Source organism: Pseudomonas grimontii (assembly GCF_007858185.1).
Taxonomy (GTDB): domain Bacteria; phylum Pseudomonadota; class Gammaproteobacteria; order Pseudomonadales; family Pseudomonadaceae; genus Aquipseudomonas; species Aquipseudomonas grimontii.
This window is the reverse complement of the sequence record NZ_VFES01000019.1, coordinates 77223-100654: the sequence shown is the minus strand read 5'-3', so window position 1 is coordinate 100654 and position 23432 is coordinate 77223. Positions and strand designations below refer to the sequence as shown.

Below are 23432 nucleotides of genomic sequence, written 5' to 3'. Positions count from 1 at the left end.
GTTGACGGGCACCGTCGGCTGTTTCCATTCTTGGCTCGCGAAGCCGACCGGGCCGAGCGTGTGCCACCCCAAAAACAACAACAAAAAATGGACATCGAACATGCCAGAACTCCCTATGGAGCACGCCGTTGCAGCGGCGCCCGTCGCCTGTGTGTCAAACAACACTCCACGCCTGCTCATGGCATGCCTGGCCTTGAGCGTGCTGCCCGCTCCGCTGTGGGCCGCAGGCTTTATCGACGACAGCCACGGTACCTTGACCTTGCGCAATTACTACCTGGACCGCGACTACAAGGACGACGGTGCGAAGACTGCCGCGCGGGAATGGGCCCAGGCGTTCATCCTCAACCTGGAATCGGGGTACACCCCAGGCCCCGTGGGTTTTGGGCTGGATGTACGCGGGCTGATGGGGGTCAAGCTCGACTCCTCGCCAGACCGCAGCGGCACCGAGTTGTTGCCGGTGTCGGCCAGCGACAAGCGCGCCGCCGATGAGTACTCGCGCCTGGCTCCCACCGCCAAGCTGCGGTTTGCGCAAACCACGGTGAAGGCCGGCGATGTGTCGATCTTCCTGCCGTTCGCCTTTGCCAGTCCGTCGCGCCTGCTGCCGCAAACCTTTCGCGGCACCACCTTGAGCTCCAAGGACATCGATGGCCTGACCCTTAACACCGGCTACATCGACCGTATCAACAAACGCGACTCCACCGACTACCAGGCCATGACCATCGCCTCGCCCAACCGGCGTTTCAACGCCACCGCCACCACGTCGCACCTGGCGTATGTGGGCGGTGACTATCAGGTCAACAAAGACCTCAGCCTGCGCGTCTATCACTCGCAGGTCGCGGACCTCTACCAACAGGACACCCTGGCGCTGCTGCATAACCTGCCGTTGGGCGATGGCGTGTTCACCAGCGACCTGCGCAGTTTTTTCAGTCGCGAAGATGGCAGTGCCAAGGCGGGCAAGGTGGATAACCGCAACCTCTCGGCGCTGTTTGGCTACCGCCTCGGCGGCCATCGCGTCAGCCTTGGCTACATGCACTCAAGCGGGGAGACGGCCACACCTTATATCTCCGGCACCGAGTTGATGGGCATGAGCGAACTGACCATGAGCTCGGACTTTCTCAACGCCAAGGAGCGCACCTGGCAGGCCATCTATGACTACGACTTCGCCGCAGCGGGTGTGCCGGGGTTGAAGACTCGGCTGCGCTATGTGCGGGGCGACAACATCGAACTGGCGGCTTTCAACGCCGAGGATCGCAAGGAGCGCGAGTTCCAGATGGAGCTGGGGTATGTGATCCAGGACGGCCCGCTGAAGAATGTCGGGTTCATGGCGCGCAAGTCGATCTACCGCAATGACTTCCCGAGCGGCGCGGCCTTTCGTGATGAAAACCAGACCCGTTTCCTGGTGCTCTACACCGTGGCGCTCTGGTAAGCCGATCAGTCCTGGTAGACCTTCTTCAGCAGGCGCAGCAGCTCTTCGCGTTCCTGGCCGTCGAGGGCGGCCGTGGCGTCCAGGTCGCTTTGGGCGGCGATGGCCTTGAGCTCCTTGAGCAGGGTTTCGCCGCTCTTGCTGAGGAAGATCCCGTAGGAGCGCTTGTCCGGCTTGCAACGCACCCGCACCGCAAGGGCGCGGCTTTCCAGCTTGTTCAGCAACGGCACCACCTGGGGCGGCTCGATGGCCAGGGCGCGAGCCAGATCGGCCTGCATCAGCCCAGGGTTCTGCTCGATGATCGCCAGGGCCGAGAACTGCGCAGGGCGCAGATCGTGGTCCGACAGCCGGCCGATCAGGTTCTGGAACAGCTTGAGCTGGGCGCGGCGCATGGCGTAGCCGATCAGATCGTCCAGGGCCGAATCCAGCGGCGGCCGTACCTCGTCGTTGTCGGGCAGGGCCTGGCTGGCGGTGGCGATGTTGGAAGGCTTGGCCATTGGCAGTGCAATCCTCAGGAGGTGGAGGTTAAGAAGGCTATCTAGTTTGCCGGGGTTGGCGCGCTATGGCTATGCCGGGTTTCACGGCGCCTGCACCGTGCGGGTTTTAAGCAGGAAAAATATTGGTTATCTGGATTAATAGTTAATTGACATAACTATATTTGCGGTTTAATTTCGAATCATCTTCACAACCAGAACAAGAGCGTACCGCCATGAGCAATTACGAAGGCCGTTGGACCACCGTCAAGGTTGAGATCGAAGAGGGCATCGCCTGGGTCATTCTCAATCGTCCGGAAAAACGCAACGCCATGAGCCCGACCCTGAACCGGGAAATGATCGACGTCCTCGAAACCCTCGAGCAGGACCCTGCCGCAGGCGTGCTGGTGCTGACCGGTGCGGGCGAAGCCTGGACTGCGGGCATGGACCTCAAGGAATACTTCCGCGAGGTGGATGCCGGCCCGGAAATCCTCCAGGAAAAAATCCGCCGCGAAGCCTCGCAATGGCAATGGAAACTGCTGCGCATGTACGCCAAGCCGACCATCGCCATGGTCAATGGCTGGTGCTTCGGCGGTGGCTTCAGCCCGCTGGTGGCCTGTGACCTGGCGATCTGCGCCGACGAAGCGACCTTCGGCCTCTCGGAAATCAACTGGGGCATCCCGCCGGGCAACCTGGTGAGCAAGGCCATGGCCGACACCGTGGGCCATCGCCAATCGCTGTACTACATCATGACCGGCAAGACTTTTGGCGGGCAGAAAGCCGCCGAAATGGGCCTGGTCAACGAAAGCGTGCCGCTGGCTCAACTGCGCGAAGTAACCATTGAACTGGCGCGCAACCTGCTGGAGAAAAACCCGGTGGTACTGCGTGCGGCCAAGCATGGCTTCAAGCGCTGCCGCGAATTGACCTGGGAGCAGAACGAGGATTACCTCTACGCCAAGCTTGATCAGTCGCGCCTGCTCGACACCGAAGGCGGTCGCGAGCAGGGCATGAAACAGTTCCTCGACGACAAGAGCATCAAGCCTGGCCTGCAGGCGTATAAACGCTGAAGGGCGCGGCCGCCTGGCCGCGCCGTTGTACCCTGCTTGAACGTATTCCCGATAAAGACAATAAAGAGGAATCACCATGCTGGACGTGCCCCTGTTGATCGGCGGCCAGTCGTGCCCCGCCCGTGACGGTCGAACCTTCGAACGTCGCAACCCGGTGACCGGTGAAGTGGTCTCGCGGGTGGCCGCCGCGACCCTGGAAGATGCCGACGCCGCCGTCGCCGCAGCCCAAGCCGCGTTCCCCGCGTGGGCGGCGCTGGCGCCCAACGAACGCCGCACCCGCTTGCTCAACGCTGCGGAGCAATTGCAGGCGCGCAGCGCCGAATTCATCGCCGCCGCCGGCGAAACCGGCGCCATGGCCAACTGGTATGGCTTCAACGTGCGCCTGGCGGCCAATATGCTGCGCGAAGCGGCGTCGATGACCACCCAGATCACCGGTGAAGTGATCCCCTCCGATGTTCCCGGCAGTTTCGCCATGGCCTTGCGTCAGCCTTGCGGCGTGGTGCTGGGCATCGCGCCGTGGAATGCCCCGGTGATCCTCGCCACACGCGCCATCGCCATGCCGCTGGCCTGTGGCAATACCGTGGTGCTCAAGGCCTCGGAGCTGAGCCCGGCGGTGCACCGCCTGATTGGCCAGGTGTTGCAGGACGCCGGCCTGGGCGATGGCGTGGTCAACGTCATCAGCAATGCCCCGGCGGATGCCGCTGCGATTGTCGCGCGGTTGATCGCCAACCCAGCCGTGCGTCGGGTCAACTTCACCGGCTCGACCCATGTGGGGCGGATTGTCGGCGAGCTCTCGGCGCGTCACCTCAAGCCGGCCTTGCTGGAGTTGGGCGGCAAGGCACCGTTGCTGGTGCTCGACGACGCCGACCTCGACGCTGCGGTCGCGGCGGCAGCCTTTGGGGCCTACTTCAACCAGGGCCAGATTTGCATGTCCACCGAACGCCTGATTGTCGATGCCAAGGTCGCCGATGTGTTCACCGCCAAGCTGGTGGCCAAGGTCGCGACCCTGCGCGCGGGCGATCCCATTGCAGCGGATTCGGTCCTCGGTTCCCTGGTGGACGCCGGCGCCGGCACACGCATCAAGGCCCTGATCGACGATGCCCTTGCCAAGGGCGCGCGGCTGGTAGTGGGTGGCCAACTGGACGGCAGCATCCTGCAGCCGACCCTGATCGATGGCGTCACCGAACACATGCGTTTGTACCGCGAAGAGTCCTTCGGCCCGGTGGCGGTGCTGCTACGCGGTGACGGGGATGAAGCCTTGCTGCGCCTGGCCAACGACTCCGAGTTCGGCCTTTCGGCGGCGATCTTCAGCCGTGACACCGGGCGTGCACTGGCCCTGGCGCAACGGGTCGAATCGGGCATTTGCCATATCAACGGCCCGACCGTGCATGACGAGGCGCAGATGCCGTTTGGCGGGGTCAAGTCCAGCGGCTACGGCAGCTTTGGTGGCAAGGCCGCGATCGAGCACTTCACGCAATTGCGCTGGGTGACCTTGCAGAACGGGCCACGGCATTACCCGATCTGAGCAGGCGTCGCCACATAACAATAACAAGGCGGCTGTGATCCGCCTTGCTGGAGGACACCCTTGTGAGTTCCGAATTCAGACCGCAACCCCAGCCCGCACCGCGATACCGCGAGGTCTCCATCGGCCACCCCCCGGTGGCGGTCACTGAAGAACACGGCGTGCTGCATATGCGCTCCCTGGAGCCCCTGGCCGAGTTGCCGGCGCGCTTGCTCGACCGCCTGGTGCATTGGGCCCAGGTGCGGCCCGAGCAGACGTTTATCGCGGCCCGCCAGGCCGGTGGTGATTGGCGCCGCGTCAGCTACCGCGAGATGCTCGACAGCGTGCGTGCGATTGCCCAGGGCCTGTTGAGTTACGGGCTCTCGGCGCACAAGCCGCTGGCATTGCTGTCGGGCAACGACATCGAACATTTGCAGGTCGCCCTCGGCGCGATGTACGCCGGCATTCCCTACTGCCCGGTATCGCCGGCGTATTCGTTGTTGTCCCAGGATTTCGCCAAGCTGCGGCATGTGTGCGACCTGCTGCAACCGGGGCTGGTGTTCGTCAGCGATGCGGCCGCTTACCAGCGCGCCATCGACGCTGTCCTGCCGGCCGAGACCCCGCTGATCAGCGTGCGCGGCCACGTGCCTGGGCGCACTCAGGTCAGCTTCGCCAGCCTGCTGCAAACGCCGGGCGGCGCCGAGGCCGATGCGGCGTTCCAGGCCACCGGCCCCGACAGCATCGCCAAGTTTCTCTTCACCTCGGGCTCGACCAAATTGCCCAAGGCCGTGATCACCACCCAGCGCATGCTCTGCGCCAACCAGCAAATGCTGTTGCAGACGTTTCCGGTGTTCGGTGAGGAGCCGCCGGTACTGGTGGACTGGCTGCCGTGGAACCACACGTTTGGTGGCAGCCATAACGTCGGCATCGTGCTCTACAACGGCGGCACCTTTTACCTCGACGACGGTAAACCCACGGTCCAGGGCTTTGCCGAAACCCTGCTCAACCTCAAGGAGATTTCGCCCACCGCCTATTTGACGGTGCCCAAGGGCTGGGAAGAACTGGTCAACGCCCTGGAACAGGACGCCGAGTTGCGCGAGCGGTTTTTTGCACGCATGAAACTGTTCTTCTTCGCCGCCGCCGGCCTGTCGCAAAGTGTCTGGGATCGCCTCGACCGCGTGGCCGAACAGCACTGCGGTGAACGCATCCGCATGATGGCCGGGCTGGGCATGACCGAAGCCGCGCCGTCCTGTACCTTCACCACCGGGCCGTTGTCCATGGCCGGCTATATCGGCTTGCCTGCGCCGGGCTGCGAGGTGCGCCTGGTGCCGTTGGACGGCAAGTTCGAAGGGCGTTTTCGCGGGCCGCACATCATGCCGGGGTACTGGCGGGCGCCCGAGCAAACCGCCGAGGTGTTCGACGAACAGGGTTTCTACTGTTCAGGTGACGCGATCAAACTCGCCGACCCGCACCAGCCGCAACTGGGGCTGATGTTCGACGGGCGGATTGCCGAGGATTTCAAGTTGTCTTCCGGGGTGTTTGTCAGTGTCGGCCCGTTGCGCAATCGCGCCGTGCTCGACGGCTCGCCCTATGTGCAGGACCTGGTGATTACCGCGCCGGACCGCGAATGCCTGGGAGCCCTGGTGTTCCCAAGGCTCTACGAATGCCGGCGGCTGGCCGGCTTGGGCGCCGACGCCAGCGACGCCGAGGTGCTGGGCAGCGCGCCGGTACGCCAGTGGTTCGGCGACTGGTTGCAGCGCCTCAACCGCGAGGCCACCGGCAATGCCAGTCGCCTGGAATGGATCGCCCTGCTCGACGAGCCGGCGTCCATCGACCGTGGGGAAATCACCGACAAAGGCTCGATCAACCAGCGCGCCGTGCTGCAATGGCGTGCGGCCAAGGTCGAGGCGTTGTATCGCGGCGAAGAGGCCACGATCCTGCGCGCCGGGCCCAAGCCTTGAGCAGCGCCGGGCAGTACTCGGCGTTTGCCGATGCGGCGATTTTCGCGGCGGTGCGCACGCCGTGGGTCGACCTTGGCGGCGCACTGTCCCAGGTGTCGCCCATCGACCTGGGCATCAAGGTGGGTCGTGAAGTGTTGGCCCGGGCCGGCATCGACCCCCAGGCGGTGGACAGCGTTCTGGCCGGCTCCATGGCCCAGGCCAGCTTCGATGCCTACTTGTTGCCACGGCATATCGGCTTGTACAGCGGGGTGGCGCAAGCGGTCCCGGCACTGGGGGTGCAGCGCATCTGCGCCACCGGTTTCGAGCTGCTGCGCCAGGCCGCTGAACAGTTGCGCGACGAGGTGCAACTGGCCCTGTGCGTGGCCAGTGAATCCATGTCGCGCAACCCGATTGCGGCCTACACCCATCGCGACGGGTTTCGACTCGGCGGCGAGGTGCAATTCAAGGATTTTCTCTGGGAGGCCCTGTACGACCCGGCCCCTGGCCTGGACATGATCGCCACCGCCGACAACCTGGCGCGCCGTTATGGCCTCAGCCGCAAGGCCGTGGACCGTCACGCCTGCGACAGCCATCAGCGCGCCTTGCAGGCGCAACGTGACGGCGCCTGGACGGAAGAAATCGTCACGGTCGATAACCAGGTGTTCGAGCTTGAGGGGTACCAGCCCAGGGGCATCAGCCTCGCGCGCCGGGCCAGTGCCGTCAGCGTCGACAGCCACCCACGGCCCACCGACCTTGCGGCCCTGACGCGCTTGCGCGCCGTGCATCCAGGCGGCGTGCAAACCGCCGGCAACAGTTGTGCGGTGGTCGATGGGGCGGCGGCGGCGCTGGTGGGGCGTGCCTCGGCCAGCACGCGTCCGGCCCTGGCGCGGCTGCTGGCCAGCGCGGTGGTCGGTGTGGCCCCCGAGTTCATGGGCATCGGCCCGGCGCCGGCGATCCGCCTTCTGTTACAACGCAGCGGGTTGAATTTGGGCGACATCGGCCGCTTCGAGATCAACGAAGCCCAGGCCGCCCAGGTACTGGCGGTGGCCCATGAACTGGAGCTGGACAGCACCCGCCTCAACGTCCAGGGCGGCTCGCTTGCGCTGGGGCATCCCTTGGCCGCCACCGGCCTGCGCCTGGTGATGACCCTGGCCCGACAACTGCGCCAGCACAACCTGCGCTACGGGATTGCCGCAGCGTGTGTGGGCGGCGGGCAGGGCATGGCGTTGCTGATCGAGAACCCTGTCTACCGCGCTTGATGGTTTTTTTGTCGAAGAGGTGTCCCGATGTGGAGCTATGAGGCGCCCCTGGGCGATATGCAATTTGTCCTGGAACACTGGTTGCAGGCGCCCGATACCTGGCAGCGCACCCCGGCGTTCGCGGCCCTGGACCTGCCGCTGGCGGTACAGGTGCTGGAGGAGGCGGCTCGCTTCAGTCAGGGCGTATTGGCGCCGTTGAATAGCAGCGGTGATCGCCAGGGCTGCCGCTGGCAGGCGGGGCAGGTCAGCACCCCGGACGGCTTTGCCGAGGCCTATCGCGCCTATGTCGACGGCGGTTGGCCGGCGCTGGCGTGTGCCGAGGAGCAGGGCGGGCAGGGCTTGCCGCAACTGCTCGATGCGGCGCTGCAAGAGATGCTCTACGCCAGCAACCATGCCTGGGCCATGTACACCGGGATCGCTCACGGCGCCTACCTGTGCCTCAAGACCCACGCCGCCCCTTGGCTGCAGGCGCGCTACCTGCCCGAGATTGTCAGTGGCCAGGCCTTGCCCACCATGTGCCTGACCGAGTCCCAGGCCGGCAGCGATGTCGGCTTGCTGCGCTGTCGTGCTGAACCCCAGGCGGATGGCAGTTATCGCCTCAGCGGCAGCAAGCTGTTTATCTCCGGCGGCGAGCACGACCTCACGGCCAATATCCTGCACCTGGTGCTGGCGCGCCTGCCCTATGCGCCGTCGGGCAGCCGTGGCATTTCACTGTTCCTGGTGCCCAAGCACTTGGACGATGGCCAGGCCAACGGCGTGCACTGCGACGGCATCGAACACAAGATGGGCATCAAGGGCAGCGCCACGTGTTCCCTGGTGTTCGACGCCGCCCAAGGCTGGCTGATCGGCGACGCCAATCGTGGCCTGGCGGCGATGTTCGTGATGATGAATTCGGCGCGCCTGCATGTCGGCCTGCAAGGCCTGGGGCATGTCGAGGCAGCTTGGCAGAACGCTCGCCAGTACGCCGCCGAGCGCTTGCAAATGCGTGCGCCGTCAAGGCCGGAAGAGGTAGCGGCCCAGGCGGCTGATCCGATCCGTTATCACCCGGCCATGCGCCGTGTGTTGCTGGAGCTGCGCACCACCAGCGAGGGCATGCGCGCCATCGGCTACTGGGCGGCGCACCTGCTTGATCAGGCCGAACATGACCAGGACTCGTCGGCCGCCCAGTTGGCGCCGCTGCTGACGCCCATCATCAAGGCGTTTTTCACCGAACAGGGCTTTCGCCAGGCCAGCAATGCGCTGCAGGTGTTCGGCGGTTACGGCTACGTCACCGAGTTCGCCATCGAGCAAACCCTGCGGGACAGCCGCATCGCGATGATCTACGAGGGCAGTAACGAGATCCAGGCCAATGACCTGTTGCTGCGCAAGGTGCTGGGGGATGAGGGCCGGGCCTTTGGCTTGCTGCTGGCCGAGTTGCGCGCCGAGGCCGCGCAGGGCAGGCAGTCTGTCGAATGCGCAGGCTTCTGTGGTGCGTTGGGCAGCCTGTGCGACGCGTTGGCCCGTGTGGTGAGCGCCATACGTGAACGCGCGCATGAGGACAGTGAATACCCCTATCGGGCGGCGCCGGATTTCCTCCAACTCTGTGGCGTCGCGTTGCTGGCCTTTGCCTGGGCGCGGGCCGCGCGGGTCTCCAGGGCACTGCCCGACGATCACCCCTTGCGCGCCGCCAAGCTGCAAAGCGCCGGGTTCTTTTTCGATTACCTGCCGTCGCGGCTGGCACAGCACCTGGGCGCCATAGACGGGGCACGGGCAGCGCTGGCGTTCATCTGACGCGGCCAGGTGATTGCGGTTCTACTTGCGGTACCATGGCGGCTCACGTTTTCTGGAAGTTGCCTGGATGAGTAAACCCGGTCAATTGGTGCTGGTTGCACTGCGCAAGATGATTGCCAGCGGGGAGTTGGCGGCGGGCGAACGGCTGATGGAGATTCCCACGGCGCAACTGTTCGGCGTGTCACGCATGCCGGTGCGCATGGCCTTTCGTACCCTCGAACAGGAAGGGCTGCTGGTGCCGTTTGGCGGGCGCGGCTATCAGGTGCGTTCGGTCAGCCCCAGCGACATTGCCGGCGCCGTCGAAGTGCGGGGTGTGCTTGAGGGCCTGGCTGCGCGTCAAACCGCCGAGCGTGGTTTGTCCGACGAGGCACGCAGAGTACTTGAGCGCTGCCTGGTGGAAGGCGATCAACTGTTCGAAAAGGGCTACGTGACCGAGGATGACCTCGAGGTCTATCACGACCTGAACATGCGTTTTCACCAGGTTATCGTCGAAGGCAGCCACAACCCGGCGATCGCCGACGCGCTGGCCCGCAATGATCACTTGCCGTTCGCCTCGGTGACCGCGCTGGCGGTGGATCGCGAGGACATGGCTCGCGAGTACCGACGCTTCAACTATGCCCACATGCAGCATCACTCGGTCTTCGACGCCCTGGTCAATCGCCAGGGCGCACGGGCCGAAGCCATCATGCGTGAGCACGCCAATGCAACGTTGCGCTATGCCGAGATCTTCAGTTCAGCCACCGCCGCCGCGCGCATGAAGGTGATTTTGCCCGCGTCGTGAACCCTGTCAGATATCGAGCACCAGCAGCGGGGTCTTCGAGCGTGAGCAGCAGGGCGTGAACTGATCATTCAGCGCCTGTTCCTGCTCGGTGAGGAACAGGTCGCGGTGCTCCGGTATGCCCTCCAGCACGCGGGTCAGGCAGGTGCCGCAAATCCCCTGTTCGCAGGACACGGCAATCTCGATGCCATGGCTTTCCAGGACCTGGACCACGGTCTTGTCGGCGGGAATTTCGAAGACCTGGCCGCTGCTGCCGAGCTTCACCGAAAAGCCGCCGTCGAGGCTGCTGTCCACCGGGGCCGCGCTAAAGTATTCGCGGTGCAGGCAGTCTTCCTGCCAGCCCTGTGCGCGTGCGCTGTCGAGCACATGCTGCATGAACCCGCCAGGGCCGCAGACATACAGGTGCACGTCGTCTGCGGGCGCCGCCAGCACCTCGGCAGCCTTCAAGGCCGTGTGCGGCTGCTCATCGAAATGCAGGAACACCCGCTCGGCAAACGGCGACGCCTTGAGCCGCTGCACAAACGCCGCACGCTCACTGGCACGGGCGCAGTAATGCAGTTCGAAGTCGGCACCCGCATGGTCCAGGCGCTCGGCCATGCACAGGAGCGGGGTGATGCCGATGCCACCGGCAAACAGCAGGCTGCGCCGCGCGTCGTGGGCCAGGGGAAACAGGTTGCGTGGCTCGCTGATGGTCAGGTGTGCGCCCTCGTGGACCTGCTCGTGCAAGGTGCGCGAGCCGCCCCGAGAGGCCGGGTCCTTGAGCACGCCAATCACATAACGATGGCGTTCCTCAGGGTGATTGCACAGCGAATACTGGCGCACCAGCCCATCGGGCAGGTGCACGTCGATATGCGCGCCGGCACTGAAGGCCGGCAGCGGCTGGCCATCGACACTGGCCAGTTCATAGCTGCAAATGTCCTGGGCTTCGTTATGACGGGATACCACCACCACATCGATCATGTTCGGTCCTCGCAAAGTTGTCGCGCTGTTCAGGCGGTGGTGGTGGTGATCAGGTGCGGTTCGAGGGCGCGTTCCCTGGCAATCAGTCGCTCCAGGATCTTGCGCGACTGCACGCCGCCCGCGTCGATATTCAACTTGAGCAGGTTGCGCTGCGGGTGGGCCAGCAGGTTCTGCTGCTGGCGCTCGAGCATCTCCAGGTCTTCACTGAAGATCTTGCCCTGGCCCTCGCGAATGCTCGCGGTCAGTGCCTCATCGTGGGGGTTGAAGTTGCGCGCCATGCCCCAGAAGTACCAGATCGAGGTGTCGGTCTGCGGGGTGATGAAGTCGACCACGATGCTCGCGGCCTTGTGTTCGGGGGCGGCGTTATAGCCACCTTTGCCGGCGTGGGCCACGCCGACTTCGATCAATACATGGCTGGGCGGGGTGAAGCGGCAGATCTGCCAGCGGTCCACCGGCACGTCATCGGCGAGGTTATTACCGCGCAGGGCCATGCGCCAGAACGGCGGGGCCATGATGTTTTCCATGTGCCGGGCAGTGACGACTTCATCGCCGTCCACCGTGGTCACGGGCGGCGTTTCGTCGATTTCCTTCTGGCCGATGCTGGAGGCGTGCACGTAGGTTTCGTGGGTCAGGTCCATCAGGTTGTCGATCATCAGGCGGTAGTCGCACTGGATGTCAAACAGCCCGCCGCCATAAGCCCATTGGTCACTCACGGCCCATTCCAAGTGGTGGATCAGCGCCGGGTCGGCCTGGGCCTGATCGCCGGGCCACACCCAGATGAAGCCGTAGCGCTCAACGGCGGCAAAGGTCTTGTTGCACGGAAAGCCGCGTACCCGCTGGCCGGGCATTTCCACGGTCTTGCCGTCGCCGCCCATGACCAGTCCGTGGTAGCCGCAGACCAGGTTGCCGTTTTCGACATACCCCAGTGACAGCGGCGCACCGCGATGAGGACAGAAGTCCTCGACCGCCACCACGGCGCCTTCCTGGCCACGATAAAACACCATCTTTTCGCCGCAGATCTGTCGACCCAGGGGCTTGTGCGCGATTTCATCGGGGGTGCAAGCGACATACCACGTGTTCTTGGGGTACATGATGACTCTCCAGGCAATGGATTATTCTTTTAATGGATCCATTAAATGGCTGGCCTGATGGAGAGTCAATCTTATATCGCTGTTTTATTGGGCGATTATCGGACATTTATACTTCAATGGATCCACTGTATGAAGTCAGTAGCGAATCATCACCGACTTCAGCTCGGTGTAGTCATCAATGAACGCACTGCCGAACTCCCGGCCTATCCCCGAGGATTTGTTGCCGCCAAACGGCACCGCCGGGTCCAGCATCGTGTGCATGTTCACCCACACTGTGCCGGCCTCGATGGCAGGCACCATGCGCAAGGCCTTGCCCAGGTCGTTGGTCCACAGGCTGGCGCTCAAGCCGTAGGGTGTGTTGTTCATCAAGGCCAGCAGTTCTTCTTCGCTGTCGTAGGGCAAGAACGTGGCAATGGGGCCGAAGGTCTCTTCGTTGAGCAGGGTGTCGTTGACGCTGTTGGCGAGGATGATTGTCGGCTCGACGTAACAGCCAGGACGGTCGATCAGGTTGCCACCGTGAATGATGCGGTTGTTTTCGGCGCGGGCCTTGGCGAAGAACTCGCCGAGTTTGAGTTGGTGCTGGCGGTTGGTGACCGGGCCGAATTCGGTGCGCTCATCCAGGGGCGAGCCGATGTTCAGCGTGCTCAGGCGCTGGGCCAGTTTGTCCATGACCGCTTCGATCTGCGAACGATGCACAAAGAAGCGTTCGGCAGCGGCGCAGATTTGCCCGGAGTGCAGAAAGCCCGCTTCGATGATGCCGTTGACGGCCTTGTCCAGGTCCACATCGCGCAGGAACCCGGCCGAGTTTTTCCCGCCCAGCTCAAGGGTGGCCCGGGTCAGGCCGGCGCCCATGGCACTCTGGCCCACTGCAATCCCGGTCGGCACGGAGCCGGTGAACGACACCTTGTCGGTGCCGGGGTGTTCGATCAGGCCTTTGCCGACGCTGCCGCCGCCGGTCAAGACGTTCAGCGCGCCGGCGGGAAGGCCGGCGTCAATCGCCAGTTCGGCGATGCGCAGGATGGTCAGTGGCGTGAACTCGCTGGGCTTGATGATGATGCTGCAACCGGTCACCAGCGCCGAGGCGAGTTTCCAGATGGCGATCATGGTCGAGAAATTCCACGGCACGATGCCGACCACTACCCCGACCGGCTCGCGCAGGGTGAACGCGGTGTAGCGCTCGCCGGCGAAGGAGGGCAGCGACGGGGTGATGGTCTGGCCGCTGATCTTGGTGGCCCAGCCGGCGTAGTAACGCAGGAAGTGCGCGGCCTGGTCGACTTCGAAAGCACGGGAAATCTGGATGATCTTGCCCGACTGGCAGGTTTCGATCTGCGCCAGTTCTTCGCGGTGTTGCTCCAGCAGGTCGGCCAGCTTGAGCAGCACGTTGCCGCGCACTGCCGGTGCGACCTGCGACCACTGCTTGAAGCCTCGGCTCGCGGACGCCACCGCTGCGTCGATGTCGGCCGGGTCGGCGTCGGCGACGTCGGCGATGACCTGCCCAGTGGCCGGGTTGATCACCTCCAGGCGCTGGCTGGAATGACTCTCGACGTAGCCACCGTCGATGAACAACGCATGGTTTCGACGGAGGAAGGCTTCAACCTGGGGCAGCAGTGGAATATCGCTCATGGGGTTTTTCCTGGTGGCAGACATTGAAAAAACCGAGGTTAATCCCCGTGGCCGGAACGGGCTTGACTGTGGCTGCCGAGCGGCATGTCTGTGGCTGCCAGTGCTTGTGCACGGCGGACCCGCCTGAGCCTTTGAAAAGTACAATCTTGACTCTGGAAGGTGCATGTTCTGCCTGGAAGGCGCGCTCCATACTGGCCCTGCATCCGGCGCCATGCCTCGATTTATGGCGGTGCCCGGACATCCAATAATAAGCAGGGCCATCCATGAAAAAGCCAAACCCGCTCCTCGAAGACCTCAAGTCCATCCTGCCGACCATCGCCGCCAATGCCTTTGTGGCCGAGCAGGACCGCAAGGTGCCCGCCGAGAATATTGCGCTGCTCAAAAGCATCGGCATGCACCGTGTGTTTCAGCCCAAAGCGTTCGGCGGCATGGAGTTGTCGCTGCCGCAGTTTGCCGACTGCATCGCGTTGCTCGCCGGAGCCTGCGCCAGCACGGCCTGGGCCATGAGCCTGTTGTGTACCCACAGCCATCAATTGGCGCTGTTCTCGGCCCAACTGCAGCAGGAGGTCTGGGGCACTGACCCGGATGCTACTGCGAGCAGCAGCATTGCGCCGTTTGGGCGCACCGAGGAAGTCGAGGGCGGCGTGTTGTTCAGCGGTGAAATGGGCTGGAGCAGCGGCTGTGATCACGCTGAGTGGGCGATCGTCGGGTTTCGCCGCAACAACGCCCAGGGCACCCCGGATTATTGTTTCGCGGTGCTGCCGCGCAGCGACTACCAGATCCGCGATGACTGGTTTGCCGCCGGCATGAAAGGCAGCGGCACCAAGACCTTGATCATCGACAAGGCCTGGGTGCCGGAGCACCGCATCCAGAAAGCCAAGGACATGATGGAAGGCAAGTCCGCCGGCTTTGGGCTGTACCCCGACAGCAAGATTTTCTACTCACCGTACCGGCCTTACTTTGCCAGCGGCTTTTCCACCGTCAGCCTGGGCGTCGCCGAGCGAATGCTCGAGGTGTTCCGCGAAAAAACCAAGACCCGCGTGCGCGCCTATACCGGGGCGGCAGTCGGTGCCGCGACCCCGGCGTTGATGCGCCTGGCCGAGTCGACTCACCAGGTGGCCGCCGCGCGCGCCTTCCTCGAAAAAACCTGGAACGAACACGCCGAACACAGTGAACAGCAGCGCTACCCAACCCGCGAGACCCTGGCGTTCTGGCGCACCAACCAGGCCTACGCGACCAAGATGTGCATCCAGGCGGTGGACCGTCTGTTCGAGGCCGCCGGCGGCAACGCCTGGTTTGAGCACAACGAGATGCAGCGCCTGTTCCGCGACTCGCACATGACCGGCGCCCATGCCTACACCGACTACGACGTCTGTGCACAGATCCTCGGCCGCGAGTTGATGGGCCTGGAGCCCGACCCGAGCATGATCTGAACCCGTTTTTGAAAACAACAATCAGGGCTGCGCCTGACGCAGCCCGGGAGTCTTGCATGTCTGAATCGACCTTCGACCCACGCGCCTTTCGCCGGGCCTTGGGCAACTTTGCCACGGGCGTGACCGTGGTCACCGCCGCCGACGCCTCTGGCCGCAAGGTGGGTGTTACCGCCAACAGTTTCAACTCGGTGTCCCTGGACCCACCGCTGGTGCTGTGGAGCATCGACAAACGCTCCAGCAGTCACGGGGTCTTCGAGGAGGCCAGCCATTTCGCGGTCAACGTGCTGGCGGCCGACCAGATCGACCTTTCGAACAATTTTGCCCGGCCCAAGGACGACCGCTTCGCCGAGATCGCCTATGAGCCGGGGGAGGGCGGGGCGCCGGTGTTCGCCGATTGTTCGGCCCGTTTTCACTGTGAAAAATACCAACAGGTGGATGGCGGCGATCACTGGATCATGATCGGCAAGGTGGTGGCCTTCGACGATTTTGGCCGTTCGCCGCTGCTCTATCATCAGGGCGCCTACTCCATGGTCCTGCCCCATACGCGCATGACCAAGCGGGACGAAAGCCAACCGCCGAGCAGCCACTTCCAGGGGCGCCTGAGCCACAACCTGTATTACCTGATGACCCAGGCGGTGCGCGCCTACCAGTCCAGCTACCAGCCCCGGCAACTGTCCACCGGCCTGCGCACCAACGAGGCGCGGATGCTGATGGTGCTGGAGAACGACGCCCGCCTGAGCGCCAGCGATCTATTGCGGGAAGTGGCGATGCCGGTGCGGGAAATCGATGACGCCGTGGCCAACCTCAAGCGCAAGGGGCTGGTCGACGACGATGAACACGGTGTGCGCCTGACCGCTGCGGGCATTGAACAGACCGAAGACCTCTGGGCCATTGCACGGGAACAGCAGGACAAGGTGTTCGCCGAGTTCAGCCAGGACCAGATCGAAACCTTCAAGACGGTGTTGAAGCAACTGATCAGCCACTGCTGAGTGCCCGAAATCCGATACCGGTAACGGCATCGGATTTTTTTGCGTCACGCTCAGCGGGCTTCGGCCAACTCATCGATCAAGCGTAACTGAAACGCCGCCAGCGCCGCTTTCGGTTGCTGCAACTGCACAAACTCCAGCATCGGGTCACCGACCTGCGTCCTGACACCCACCAATTCCTCAATGGCCGCCAACCCGCAAAACGGTACATAGGCTTCGGAATAGCCGCCTTCGTGCACCAGCACCAGACGGCCCTGGCACAGGCGTTCGGCTGCTTGGCGTACAAGACGGGTCATGTGCCGGAACGAGTCACTGTGCAACAGCATTCGCGCCAGGGGGTCGACGGCGTTGGCGTCGTAGCCGCAGGCGACGATGATCAATTCCGGCTCGAAGCGCTCCAGCGCTGGAATCACGATGCGTTCCATCGCGTGCATATAAGCCTCATGACCGCTGCCGGGGGGTAGCGGGATATTGATATTCGCGCCCAGCCCGGCGCCGCGCCCGCGATCGGCTTCACCGCTGTAACCTGCCGGGAAACAGCCGTCCTGATGCAGGGAAATCGTCAGCACGTCGCCGCGCTCTTCGAAGATCGATTGGGTGCCGTTGCCGTGGTGCACGTCCCAGTCGATCACCACGACGTTGCCTAGGCCACGCCGGGCTTTTGCGGCTTCGATGGCGATGGCGATGTTGGCCAGGAAGCAGAAGCCCATGGCGCTGTCGGCGAGGCAGTGGTGGCCTGGTGGGCGCGACAGAGAATAGGCATTGTCGACGTCGCCGGACAGCACCGCATCCACTGCCGCCATGGTCAGCCCGGCGGAGAGCCTGGCTATTTCATAACTGCCAGGCCCGATGGGCGCGTGTGGCCCCAACTCGCCGCCCCCGGCATCGCTCATCGCCTTGAAGCGTTGCAGGTAGTCGGGCGTGTGCACCCGCAGCAAGTCTTCATCGGTGGCCGCGACGGCACTTCGCACCTGTAAGTGGCGGGTCAGGCCGGAAACGTCCAGCAGGCTCTTCAAGCGACGCTTGGTTTCCGGTGACTCGGCGTGGCCGGCGGCGGCAGGAGGCTGCACCCACCCGCCCACCGGCAGGGTCAAGGCGTGCAGCCCGGCGCTGTGCCAGAGGCTGAGTTCGTCGAAGAAAAATGCACTTTTTCGGCTCATCGTCTTTCCATTTTCGTTGGGGTAAAAGGGCTTTTCAGGCACTCGGGCGGCTGCTCAGCATCAACACCAGGGACAGCGCGGTGACGCACGCCCCTGCGATCAGCAGTGATTGGAAGCCGCCGCTGGCTTCGATCATCCGGCCAGCCACGGTCGGGCCGATGGCCAGGCCTCCACCGATCACCAGGTTGGAAGCGTTCATCAGTTTCCCGGAGCGGTCGAGGTCGGCCAGGCAGGCCAGGATCAGCGGCAGGATGAAGGTCCAGGTGAACTTGAAGAGCAGCGCCGCCACGGCAAAACGCAGCATGTCGGGTTGGCCCAGCAGCAACAGCACGGCGCCTGCCATCAACGCGTACCCCAGCAGTAACAGCAACAGGCGTGGCAGACGGTCGCCGATCAGTGAGGCACAACCGGCCCCGACGATGCCCATCACCGTGGCGAGCGCCAGAATCTCACCACTGGCCTCGGCAGAGAGGCCGGAGTGGCTGCTGATGGAGCCGATAAATGTCCACACACCGCTCAGGCTGACGTAGAAACTCAGGATGCCCAGAATGCCCAGTGCGGCTTTCCATCGGGAAACGAGGGTGGTGCGCTCGGTGGTTTTCTCAGGCGCCGGGCTGCCCTGGGGAAAGTGTCGCGCCAGGGGCAGAAAGAGCGTCATCAAGGCGGCGAGGATCATGTAGCAGGCTGACAACCCGTAGTGCTCGAACAGCTGGGGCAGGATGCTCAAACCGATCGCCCCGACCACCAATTGCCCCATCACCCATAACCCGTAGACGCGCCCGGGATTGGCCGTGGAGGCCGCACTGGACAGGCAGATGATCATCAACGAGCCGCCGGCCAGGGCGCTGCAAAAGCGCAGTGCCAGGAGTATCGGGTAGTCGTTGGCCAGCATTGAGAGCAGGTTGGCGGTGATGAACAGCAGCCCGGACAGCAAGGCGGCGCGGCGCCAATCGACACGCTTGAGCCACCACAGTGCGGGCAGGGTGGCAAGGCTCATGGCGCCGAGTTCGGTGGAGAACAGGTCACCGATCTGCGACGGGCTCAACTGCCATTGCGTCGCCAGTTGTGCCGCCACGGCCGGTGCGGTCATCAGAATGGTCGGGGTGATGGCAGCGAACAGCACAATGGCGGCCAGCAATGCCAATGGGGATGAGGCGCGCGAACGTTCATCGGTCAGCGGTTGGGTCTGGGTGTTCATGGGCAAGCTCCGATGAGGGGGTTCAGAACATATGGACCAGGCGCAGCAGTGCGTCGGTACCGTGATAGCCGTTGTCGGTGGCGACGTTCTGCGAGAGGCCGAACATCAACTGGTTCTGTTTATCCAGCCAATGACCGACCTCGAAGCCCACCTGGGTGTAGCGCTTGTGGGTGTTGTCGATGCGCTGGTCATTGATCCGCAGTTCGCCGCCATCGGCGTGGATCAGTCGCAGTGCGCCGTAGGTGCCGGGTGTGAAGTCGTAGGAGGCAAAAGCTTGCAGGCGATACAGCGGATCCTGTTTCAGGTCGCTGCCGAAGTAGTCGTCGTTCTTGCCATAGAGTTGGGCTTCGAGGTTGGCTTCCAGCACCCATTTTTCACCGATGCCCTGGGTGTAGTTGTAAACGAAGGTGGTGCCCCAGCGATTGGCACCGGGCGATACATCGGGATTGTTGCCGTGGTATTCGCCGACTGGCAGGGTGATCAGGGTCAGTAGGCCGCTGTAGGTGCGCGAGGCAGGATCGTTGATGAAAAACACGGTACCGCCGACCTGGGGATCACCGAAACCGCTTTCTGCGCTGTGCTGGCCGGCACCCGGCAGGCGGGCGTTGATGTCGGCGAAAGGCACGATGAACTGTGGGGTACAGAGTGTGCCGCAGATGTCGGTGAAGAATACTTGGCGGTACGCCACGGCGTTGACCTTCAGGTCGGCCTTGCCGGTGCTGTCGGCCGGGCCGTGGAAGTCGCTGGCGCGGCTTGCCGGCAAGTACAGCACGCCCAGGCTGGTGCCCGAGGGGGCGCCGAAAAAATCCCGGGCATTGAGGTCGGCTGCACTGGCGTGCAGGCTCGACAAGCCGCCGAGCAGGGCCAGTGCGGTGTTGCGGGTGAAGGTCTGGATCATGGGCATGGCATCTCTTCTTTGAGGTGTGGTGCGGCGAATGGCTCGCCCTTGGGTGGCAGAGGGACAAAAAAAGCGCAAAGGTGTCCCGTGGCCGTCAAAACGACAGCGAAAAAGTCAGCGCGGGTCAGTGGTGCCGATCAGTCAGGCGGGGCGTGCAGCAGGTGGGCGATTCGGGCTTTGTCCTTGACCCCGAGTTTGCTGTAGATGGCGCGGATGTGATGGCGCACGGTATTGGGCGACATACCCAGGTCGCGGGCGACTTCCTTGTAGGTCTTGCCTTCACCGAAACCCTGGGCCACCGCATTCTCCCGAGGGCTCAGTTGCATCAGCACCGTGCGGCTGCGGGCGGCCAGCAGGAGCAGGTCGCCGACTGTCGAGGCCTCGACCTGCAGGTGCTTGCCGTCATAGCCCCCGGCGTCCATCGCTACCGGCAGGCAAGGGCCGGTCCAGTCCGGCCACTCGCTCAGCAGCAAGTCGACGAAGCCACGTTCCGCACAGTGCAGAGTGCCGCGCTGGTCGCACACGGCAAGCGCGAGATTGCGCGGGTGGGTGAGGGCTTCGCGCATGGCCACCAGGGTGCGAATCTGATTGGCCGAGACCGCCGCCACCAGGTGCCGCATGAGGTTGTTCAACAGCAGGCAGTCCTGCTCGGTAAAGCGTGCGGCGTCGGGCGCACGGTAGAGCGCGAGGTGATCGCTGAGGTGGGTTTGCGGGTCGATGTACACCACGCACAGCAATTCACCAATCGTGTAGCACGTGCCGAGCCAGTTGAGCCCGGGGCCGTTGGCGGGGTTGCGCATGTCGACGATGACCGCTTGCCCAGGCACATCGTGGACCCTGGCGATGGTCACATCGATATGGCGAATCGATTGCCAGTCGGCCAGGTAGCTGCGGGGCAGGTTGTAGAGGTAGGAGCTGTGCTCTTCCGGCAGGCCGTCAATCAGCGCAGCTCGGCCCCACCAGGCGCTGTCGAAGGGCAGCAGCTGGCTGATGCAGCGCAGCGCCGCTTCGTGGAAATGCTCGATGTCTTTGTCCTGTGCCAGACGTTGTAGCTCCAGTGTCATCGCGCTGAACGCCTCCAGGAGGCTGGCGTGACCATGATCATGACGGCTCATTCGTATGTACCTCTGTGCGACATTTTTATTGTTTTCGTCACGAAGTCATTAAGGGCCGGAACGTCGTTTGGACGTGGGCAGGGCCTGGGGGGAAGTATCGACGGGCTGAAAGCCGATCACCATCCTACAGATGCATGATAGCGCCCGACGCCCGGCTTTTTGTGGATGGCAGCCACGCGCAAAGGCATTGCAGGCTGGTACAAGCAATCACGCTCGGTTTGCGATCAGATCCGGGGTTTCGACTCGATCAGAAAGGGCCAGGCCGATGTTCTTCAAGAAAAAACCGCCGATGCAGGACATTGTCGCCGTCGTCAAGCAACTGCTGACCGGTGAGGCGTTGCAAACCCAAGCGCTGCATGCTTATCCGTCGGTGCAGGCCGACTTGGAGCAACTCGCCATACAACGTGCGCAGGCTGCGCGGCAGTTGCTGTTGCTCGAGGAGTCAGCCCGCGACCAGGCTGCCCAAGGGGCGCGCAGCGAACAGGCACTTGCCGTGCTTCGCCAGCAACTGGAACAGGCCGGGCTGCGTGAACAGGCGCTGGAAGCCGAGTTGCGTGAGCAGGCGCAGCGCGCCCTTGCGCATCAACACGAGACGCAGATCTGGGAGCTGCTGCTCTGCACCATGACCGAAGGCTGCTGGGACATCACCGTGGTCAACGGTGACGTGCAGGACCCCGCCAGCCGCATGCGGATTTTCAGTCAGTTCCGCCTGCTCCTCGGCTACGCGCCCCATGAGTTGCCCGACGGCTGGGACGCGCAGGTCAGCATCACCCACCCCGACGACCTGCCGAAGATCATGGCGATCTTCGACCGGGAAATCCTTGCGCCCCAGGGCAGCGGTGAGTACGTGTTTGAATACCGGATGCGCCACAAGACCCGGGACTACATCTGGTGTCGCGAGCGCGGGCGAGCGGTGCGCGATGCCCAGGGCCGTCTGACGCGGGTGCTCGGCGCGGTACGGGACATCAGCGATGAGCAGTCGGCGAAGACCACGCATCAGCAGTTGCTCGAGCACAATCAGGCCACCTACGGCCAGATCGCCACGGTGGTGAGTGTGATCAAGGGCATCGCCGACCAGACCAACCTGCTGGCCTTGAACGCCGCCATTGAAGCGGCCAGGGCCGGCGAGGTCGGGCGTGGGTTTTCGGTGGTCGCCGATGAGGTGCGCAAGCTGGCGGAAAACACTCGCCAGGCGACCCATCAGATCCAGACGATGCTGCATCAGCACGAACGCTAGGAGGGAGCTGCGTTGCGCAGCTCCTGAGGCCGGTCAGAAGGGCACGGCCACGGTCAGTTGGCTGTAGAGGTTGGTGCCGTTGCCACCCACCTGGTTACCGCCGCTGTCGGCATCCTTTTTGGGTTGGTAAATGCCCACCAGCGGGCTGATGATCAGGTGGCTGTTGACCGCCCATTCGGCGTACAGGTCCAGTTCCCGGGCGTCGAGGTTCAGCGCATTGTTTTTGCGCAGGGTATTGAAGTCGAAGTACAGCGCGCCGACTGTCAGGTTCTCCAGGGGCGTCGCCTTGAGACCGACGTGATGGATGCCGGTGTTGCTGTTGAACGGGCCGGCATAGTTGGAGGCGACTTCACCCTGGAACCAGGTGCCGTAGCCGGTGCTAAGCCCGGTGAACAGCGGGTCCCATTTTTGCGAGTAGCGCGTGTAGCGGTAGGTCACTTTGGGCGACCAACCGACATCGGCGAAAGTGTAGCCGGCCTCGGCGTACCAGGCTTTTTCCGGCCCCGCGTCCTTGTCTTGCCAGGCGTATTCGAAGGCGAAGCTGGCGTTGTCGATACCGGCGCTGCCTTCGCCGCGCACGCTGTAAGTGTCCAGGCCCTCACGCTGTTTCTGGAAGTCGCTGGCCCACTGGTCGGTGACGTTCATGCCGTGGACCCAGGTCAGCCCCAGCGTTCCGGCGGCGGCCGTGTAGTCGAGGGTGCCCGCCGCCAGTTCGGTTTCGGCCTGGGCGCGGTTGTCTGACTTGAGCCACAGCACCGAGCCGTGCAGCCCCTCTTGCCCGCCCAGGCGCAGCACCGCAGTGCGGTCGAAGGCGTGGCGTGCCGCCAGGTAATAGGCGCCGCCTCGGTTCAGCGCGCCGTCAGCCGGGCCTTTGCCGAGGTTGGGGCCGTCGTCGTTGATCAGGAAACCCCGGCCGATCTTGACCACCTGGCGTCCGACGGAAAAATCCACACCGTCCTTGCCCAGCGCCGGGAACAGGTCGGCCGAGCGCCATCCCAGGTAGGCGTCTTCGATTTTGGTGGTGCGTTCGCTGCCATCGGTGTTGCCCGCCGCATCGCCGTCGCCCCAGGTGCCGGAGCTGACCCAATTGAGCGCGCCATACGCGGTGCCGTTCCCGGCCAGGCCCTGGTCGCCGCTCACCCCGTACTTGATGAACCCTTCGCGCCAGGTCGAGCCGCCCGCTGTGCCGTCGTAGTTGTGGCGGCTGTTGAACAGGCCATATACCGCCAGGAAGTCCGCATTCAGGTGGGTATCCTCGTCGGCATACAGCTCATAGGCCTGGGCCGACGAATGGCCGATCAACAGCGCGATACCCAGGCCGACGACCAAGGACAGCGTGCGTGGTTTCAGTGTGTGCTCCATTGTTATATTCCCCAGCATGGTTAGGTCGAGGGCGCATTAAGATGACCCCAGGCGGAGGAAGTCTTTCACCTGCGTGCCACGTAATTGATCCTGCCCGCCAAGCCGTATGCCTTGGCAGGCAGCAACAAAAGCCACGGCAGACATGGGCAAGACGCTCG

Annotated in this window: 18 protein-coding genes and 2 pseudogenes; 11 read left to right on the top strand and 9 right to left on the bottom strand. The window is 63.8% G+C overall.

Annotated features, from left to right (window positions below; all coding sequences use genetic code 11):
• Positions 1-100 precede the first annotated feature (100 nt).
• Entirely contained in the window at positions 101-1426 is a 1326-nt protein-coding gene (locus FIV39_RS25470) for an OprD family porin (RefSeq protein ID WP_390620715.1), read from the top strand.
• A 5-nt stretch (positions 1427-1431) separates the two neighbouring features.
• Here the strand turns inward: FIV39_RS25470 and FIV39_RS25465 are convergent, their stop codons facing one another.
• Positions 1432-1920, bottom strand: coding sequence for a MarR family winged helix-turn-helix transcriptional regulator (locus FIV39_RS25465; protein ID WP_056858004.1), 489 nt, complete (start codon positions 1918-1920; stop codon positions 1432-1434).
• Positions 1921-2132: 212 nt separating this feature from the next.
• Here FIV39_RS25465 and FIV39_RS25460 point away from each other — a divergent pair, with 212 nt between their 5' ends.
• The 6 genes from FIV39_RS25460 to FIV39_RS25435 all read left to right on the top strand — a co-directional run bounded on the left by FIV39_RS25460 (position 2133) and on the right by FIV39_RS25435 (position 10214).
• Positions 2133-2963 (top strand): p-hydroxycinnamoyl CoA hydratase/lyase, encoded by an 831-nt coding sequence (locus tag FIV39_RS25460; protein WP_010567568.1) that lies wholly within the window; start codon positions 2133-2135, stop codon positions 2961-2963.
• A 76-nt stretch (positions 2964-3039) separates the two neighbouring features.
• Complete coding sequence (locus tag FIV39_RS25455; protein ID WP_090402343.1) at positions 3040-4488, top strand: aldehyde dehydrogenase; 1449 nt, start codon at positions 3040-3042, stop codon at positions 4486-4488.
• A gap of 62 nt (positions 4489-4550) precedes the next feature.
• The gene (locus FIV39_RS25450) at positions 4551-6425 is read left to right on the top strand and encodes a feruloyl-CoA synthase (RefSeq protein ID WP_090402345.1); all 1875 of its coding nucleotides are present in this window, start codon (positions 4551-4553) and stop codon (positions 6423-6425) included.
• Positions 6422-7663: a thiolase family protein gene (locus tag FIV39_RS25445; RefSeq protein WP_090402348.1), complete on the top strand. Its 1242-nt coding sequence runs from the start codon at positions 6422-6424 to the stop codon at positions 7661-7663. The genes FIV39_RS25450 and FIV39_RS25445 overlap by 4 nt, the downstream gene beginning before the upstream one ends.
• 27 nt (positions 7664-7690) lie before the next feature.
• Positions 7691-9433 (top strand): acyl-CoA dehydrogenase, encoded by a 1743-nt coding sequence (locus tag FIV39_RS25440; RefSeq protein ID WP_146371640.1) that lies wholly within the window; start codon positions 7691-7693, stop codon positions 9431-9433.
• Between the two features lie 67 nt (positions 9434-9500).
• Complete coding sequence (locus FIV39_RS25435; protein WP_090402352.1) at positions 9501-10214, top strand: GntR family transcriptional regulator; 714 nt, start codon at positions 9501-9503, stop codon at positions 10212-10214.
• A 6-nt stretch (positions 10215-10220) separates the two neighbouring features.
• On the opposite strand, the gene FIV39_RS25430 is transcribed toward FIV39_RS25435, so the two are convergent.
• The 3 genes from FIV39_RS25430 to FIV39_RS25420 all read right to left on the bottom strand — a co-directional run bounded on the left by FIV39_RS25430 (position 10221) and on the right by FIV39_RS25420 (position 13885).
• Positions 10221-11171: a PDR/VanB family oxidoreductase gene (locus FIV39_RS25430; protein WP_090402355.1), complete on the bottom strand. Its 951-nt coding sequence runs from the start codon at positions 11169-11171 to the stop codon at positions 10221-10223.
• Positions 11172-11200: 29 nt separating this feature from the next.
• Positions 11201-12262 carry an aromatic ring-hydroxylating oxygenase subunit alpha gene (locus FIV39_RS25425; protein WP_090402357.1) on the bottom strand — a complete coding sequence of 354 codons (1062 nt, stop codon included), beginning with the start codon at positions 12260-12262 and terminating at the stop codon, positions 11201-11203.
• Between the two features lie 135 nt (positions 12263-12397).
• Positions 12398-13885 (bottom strand): aldehyde dehydrogenase family protein, encoded by a 1488-nt coding sequence (locus FIV39_RS25420; RefSeq protein ID WP_090402360.1) that lies wholly within the window; start codon positions 13883-13885, stop codon positions 12398-12400.
• Positions 13886-14148: 263 nt separating this feature from the next.
• Between FIV39_RS25420 and FIV39_RS25415 the strand changes: the two genes are divergently transcribed.
• Together FIV39_RS25415 and FIV39_RS25410 are read left to right on the top strand one after the other, a co-directional pair.
• On the top strand, positions 14149-15318 hold the full coding sequence (locus FIV39_RS25415; RefSeq protein ID WP_090402362.1) for a p-hydroxyphenylacetate 3-hydroxylase oxygenase component: 1170 nt from the start codon (positions 14149-14151) through the stop codon (positions 15316-15318).
• A 56-nt stretch (positions 15319-15374) separates the two neighbouring features.
• Positions 15375-16307, top strand: coding sequence for a p-hydroxyphenylacetate 3-hydroxylase reductase component (locus FIV39_RS25410; RefSeq protein ID WP_090402365.1), 933 nt, complete (start codon positions 15375-15377; stop codon positions 16305-16307).
• A gap of 50 nt (positions 16308-16357) precedes the next feature.
• Here FIV39_RS25410 and FIV39_RS25405 read toward each other — a convergent pair whose 3' ends face one another.
• From FIV39_RS25405 to FIV39_RS25390, 4 genes are all read right to left on the bottom strand, one after another.
• Entirely contained in the window at positions 16358-17464 is a 1107-nt protein-coding gene (locus FIV39_RS25405) for a class II histone deacetylase (RefSeq protein WP_090402367.1), read from the bottom strand.
• 34 nt (positions 17465-17498) lie between these two features.
• Complete coding sequence (locus FIV39_RS25400) at positions 17499-18662, bottom strand: MFS transporter (RefSeq protein ID WP_090402369.1); 1164 nt, start codon at positions 18660-18662, stop codon at positions 17499-17501.
• A 22-nt stretch (positions 18663-18684) separates the two neighbouring features.
• Positions 18685-19566, bottom strand: a complete 882-nt coding sequence (locus tag FIV39_RS25395) for a transporter (protein WP_090402372.1) — start codon at positions 19564-19566, stop codon at positions 18685-18687.
• Positions 19567-19697: 131 nt separating this feature from the next.
• Positions 19698-20675, bottom strand: coding sequence for a helix-turn-helix transcriptional regulator (locus tag FIV39_RS25390; protein ID WP_090402374.1), 978 nt, complete (start codon positions 20673-20675; stop codon positions 19698-19700).
• Between the two features lie 130 nt (positions 20676-20805).
• On the opposite strand from FIV39_RS25390, the pseudogene FIV39_RS33775 reads away from it, so the two are divergent.
• Positions 20806-21603, top strand: a pseudogene (locus FIV39_RS33775) (PAS domain-containing protein); the annotation flags it as partial.
• Positions 21589-21900: pseudogene (locus tag FIV39_RS34035) on the top strand (methyl-accepting chemotaxis protein); the annotation flags it as partial. The pseudogenes FIV39_RS33775 and FIV39_RS34035, both read left to right, overlap by 15 nt.
• Before the next feature lie 45 nt (positions 21901-21945).
• Here FIV39_RS34035 and FIV39_RS25380 read toward each other — a convergent pair.
• Complete coding sequence (locus tag FIV39_RS25380; protein WP_090402376.1) at positions 21946-23274, bottom strand: alginate export family protein; 1329 nt, start codon at positions 23272-23274, stop codon at positions 21946-21948.
• Positions 23275-23432 lie beyond the last annotated feature (158 nt).

What these genes read in the sequence shown, in the direction of transcription:
- FIV39_RS25470 (WP_390620715.1), top strand. Translation starts at nt 101, where the DNA reads ATGCCAGAACTCCCTATGGAGCACGCCGTTGCAGCGGCGCCCGTCGCC.
- FIV39_RS25465 (WP_056858004.1), bottom strand. Translation starts at nt 1,920, where the DNA reads ATGGCCAAGCCTTCCAACATCGCCACCGCCAGCCAGGCCCTGCCCGAC.
- FIV39_RS25460 (WP_010567568.1), top strand. Translation starts at nt 2,133, where the DNA reads ATGAGCAATTACGAAGGCCGTTGGACCACCGTCAAGGTTGAGATCGAA.
- FIV39_RS25455 (WP_090402343.1), top strand. Translation starts at nt 3,040, where the DNA reads ATGCTGGACGTGCCCCTGTTGATCGGCGGCCAGTCGTGCCCCGCCCGT.
- FIV39_RS25440 (WP_146371640.1), top strand. Translation starts at nt 7,691, where the DNA reads ATGTGGAGCTATGAGGCGCCCCTGGGCGATATGCAATTTGTCCTGGAA.
- FIV39_RS25435 (WP_090402352.1), top strand. Translation starts at nt 9,501, where the DNA reads ATGAGTAAACCCGGTCAATTGGTGCTGGTTGCACTGCGCAAGATGATT.
- FIV39_RS25430 (WP_090402355.1), bottom strand. Translation starts at nt 11,171, where the DNA reads ATGATCGATGTGGTGGTGGTATCCCGTCATAACGAAGCCCAGGACATT.
- FIV39_RS25425 (WP_090402357.1), bottom strand. Translation starts at nt 12,262, where the DNA reads ATGTACCCCAAGAACACGTGGTATGTCGCTTGCACCCCCGATGAAATC.
- FIV39_RS25420 (WP_090402360.1), bottom strand. Translation starts at nt 13,885, where the DNA reads ATGAGCGATATTCCACTGCTGCCCCAGGTTGAAGCCTTCCTCCGTCGA.
- FIV39_RS25415 (WP_090402362.1), top strand. Translation starts at nt 14,149, where the DNA reads ATGAAAAAGCCAAACCCGCTCCTCGAAGACCTCAAGTCCATCCTGCCG.
- FIV39_RS25410 (WP_090402365.1), top strand. Translation starts at nt 15,375, where the DNA reads ATGTCTGAATCGACCTTCGACCCACGCGCCTTTCGCCGGGCCTTGGGC.
- FIV39_RS25405 (WP_090402367.1), bottom strand. Translation starts at nt 17,464, where the DNA reads ATGAGCCGAAAAAGTGCATTTTTCTTCGACGAACTCAGCCTCTGGCAC.
- FIV39_RS25400 (WP_090402369.1), bottom strand. Translation starts at nt 18,662, where the DNA reads ATGAACACCCAGACCCAACCGCTGACCGATGAACGTTCGCGCGCCTCA.
- FIV39_RS25395 (WP_090402372.1), bottom strand. Translation starts at nt 19,566, where the DNA reads ATGCCCATGATCCAGACCTTCACCCGCAACACCGCACTGGCCCTGCTC.
- FIV39_RS25390 (WP_090402374.1), bottom strand. Translation starts at nt 20,675, where the DNA reads ATGAGCCGTCATGATCATGGTCACGCCAGCCTCCTGGAGGCGTTCAGC.
- FIV39_RS25380 (WP_090402376.1), bottom strand. Translation starts at nt 23,274, where the DNA reads ATGGAGCACACACTGAAACCACGCACGCTGTCCTTGGTCGTCGGCCTG.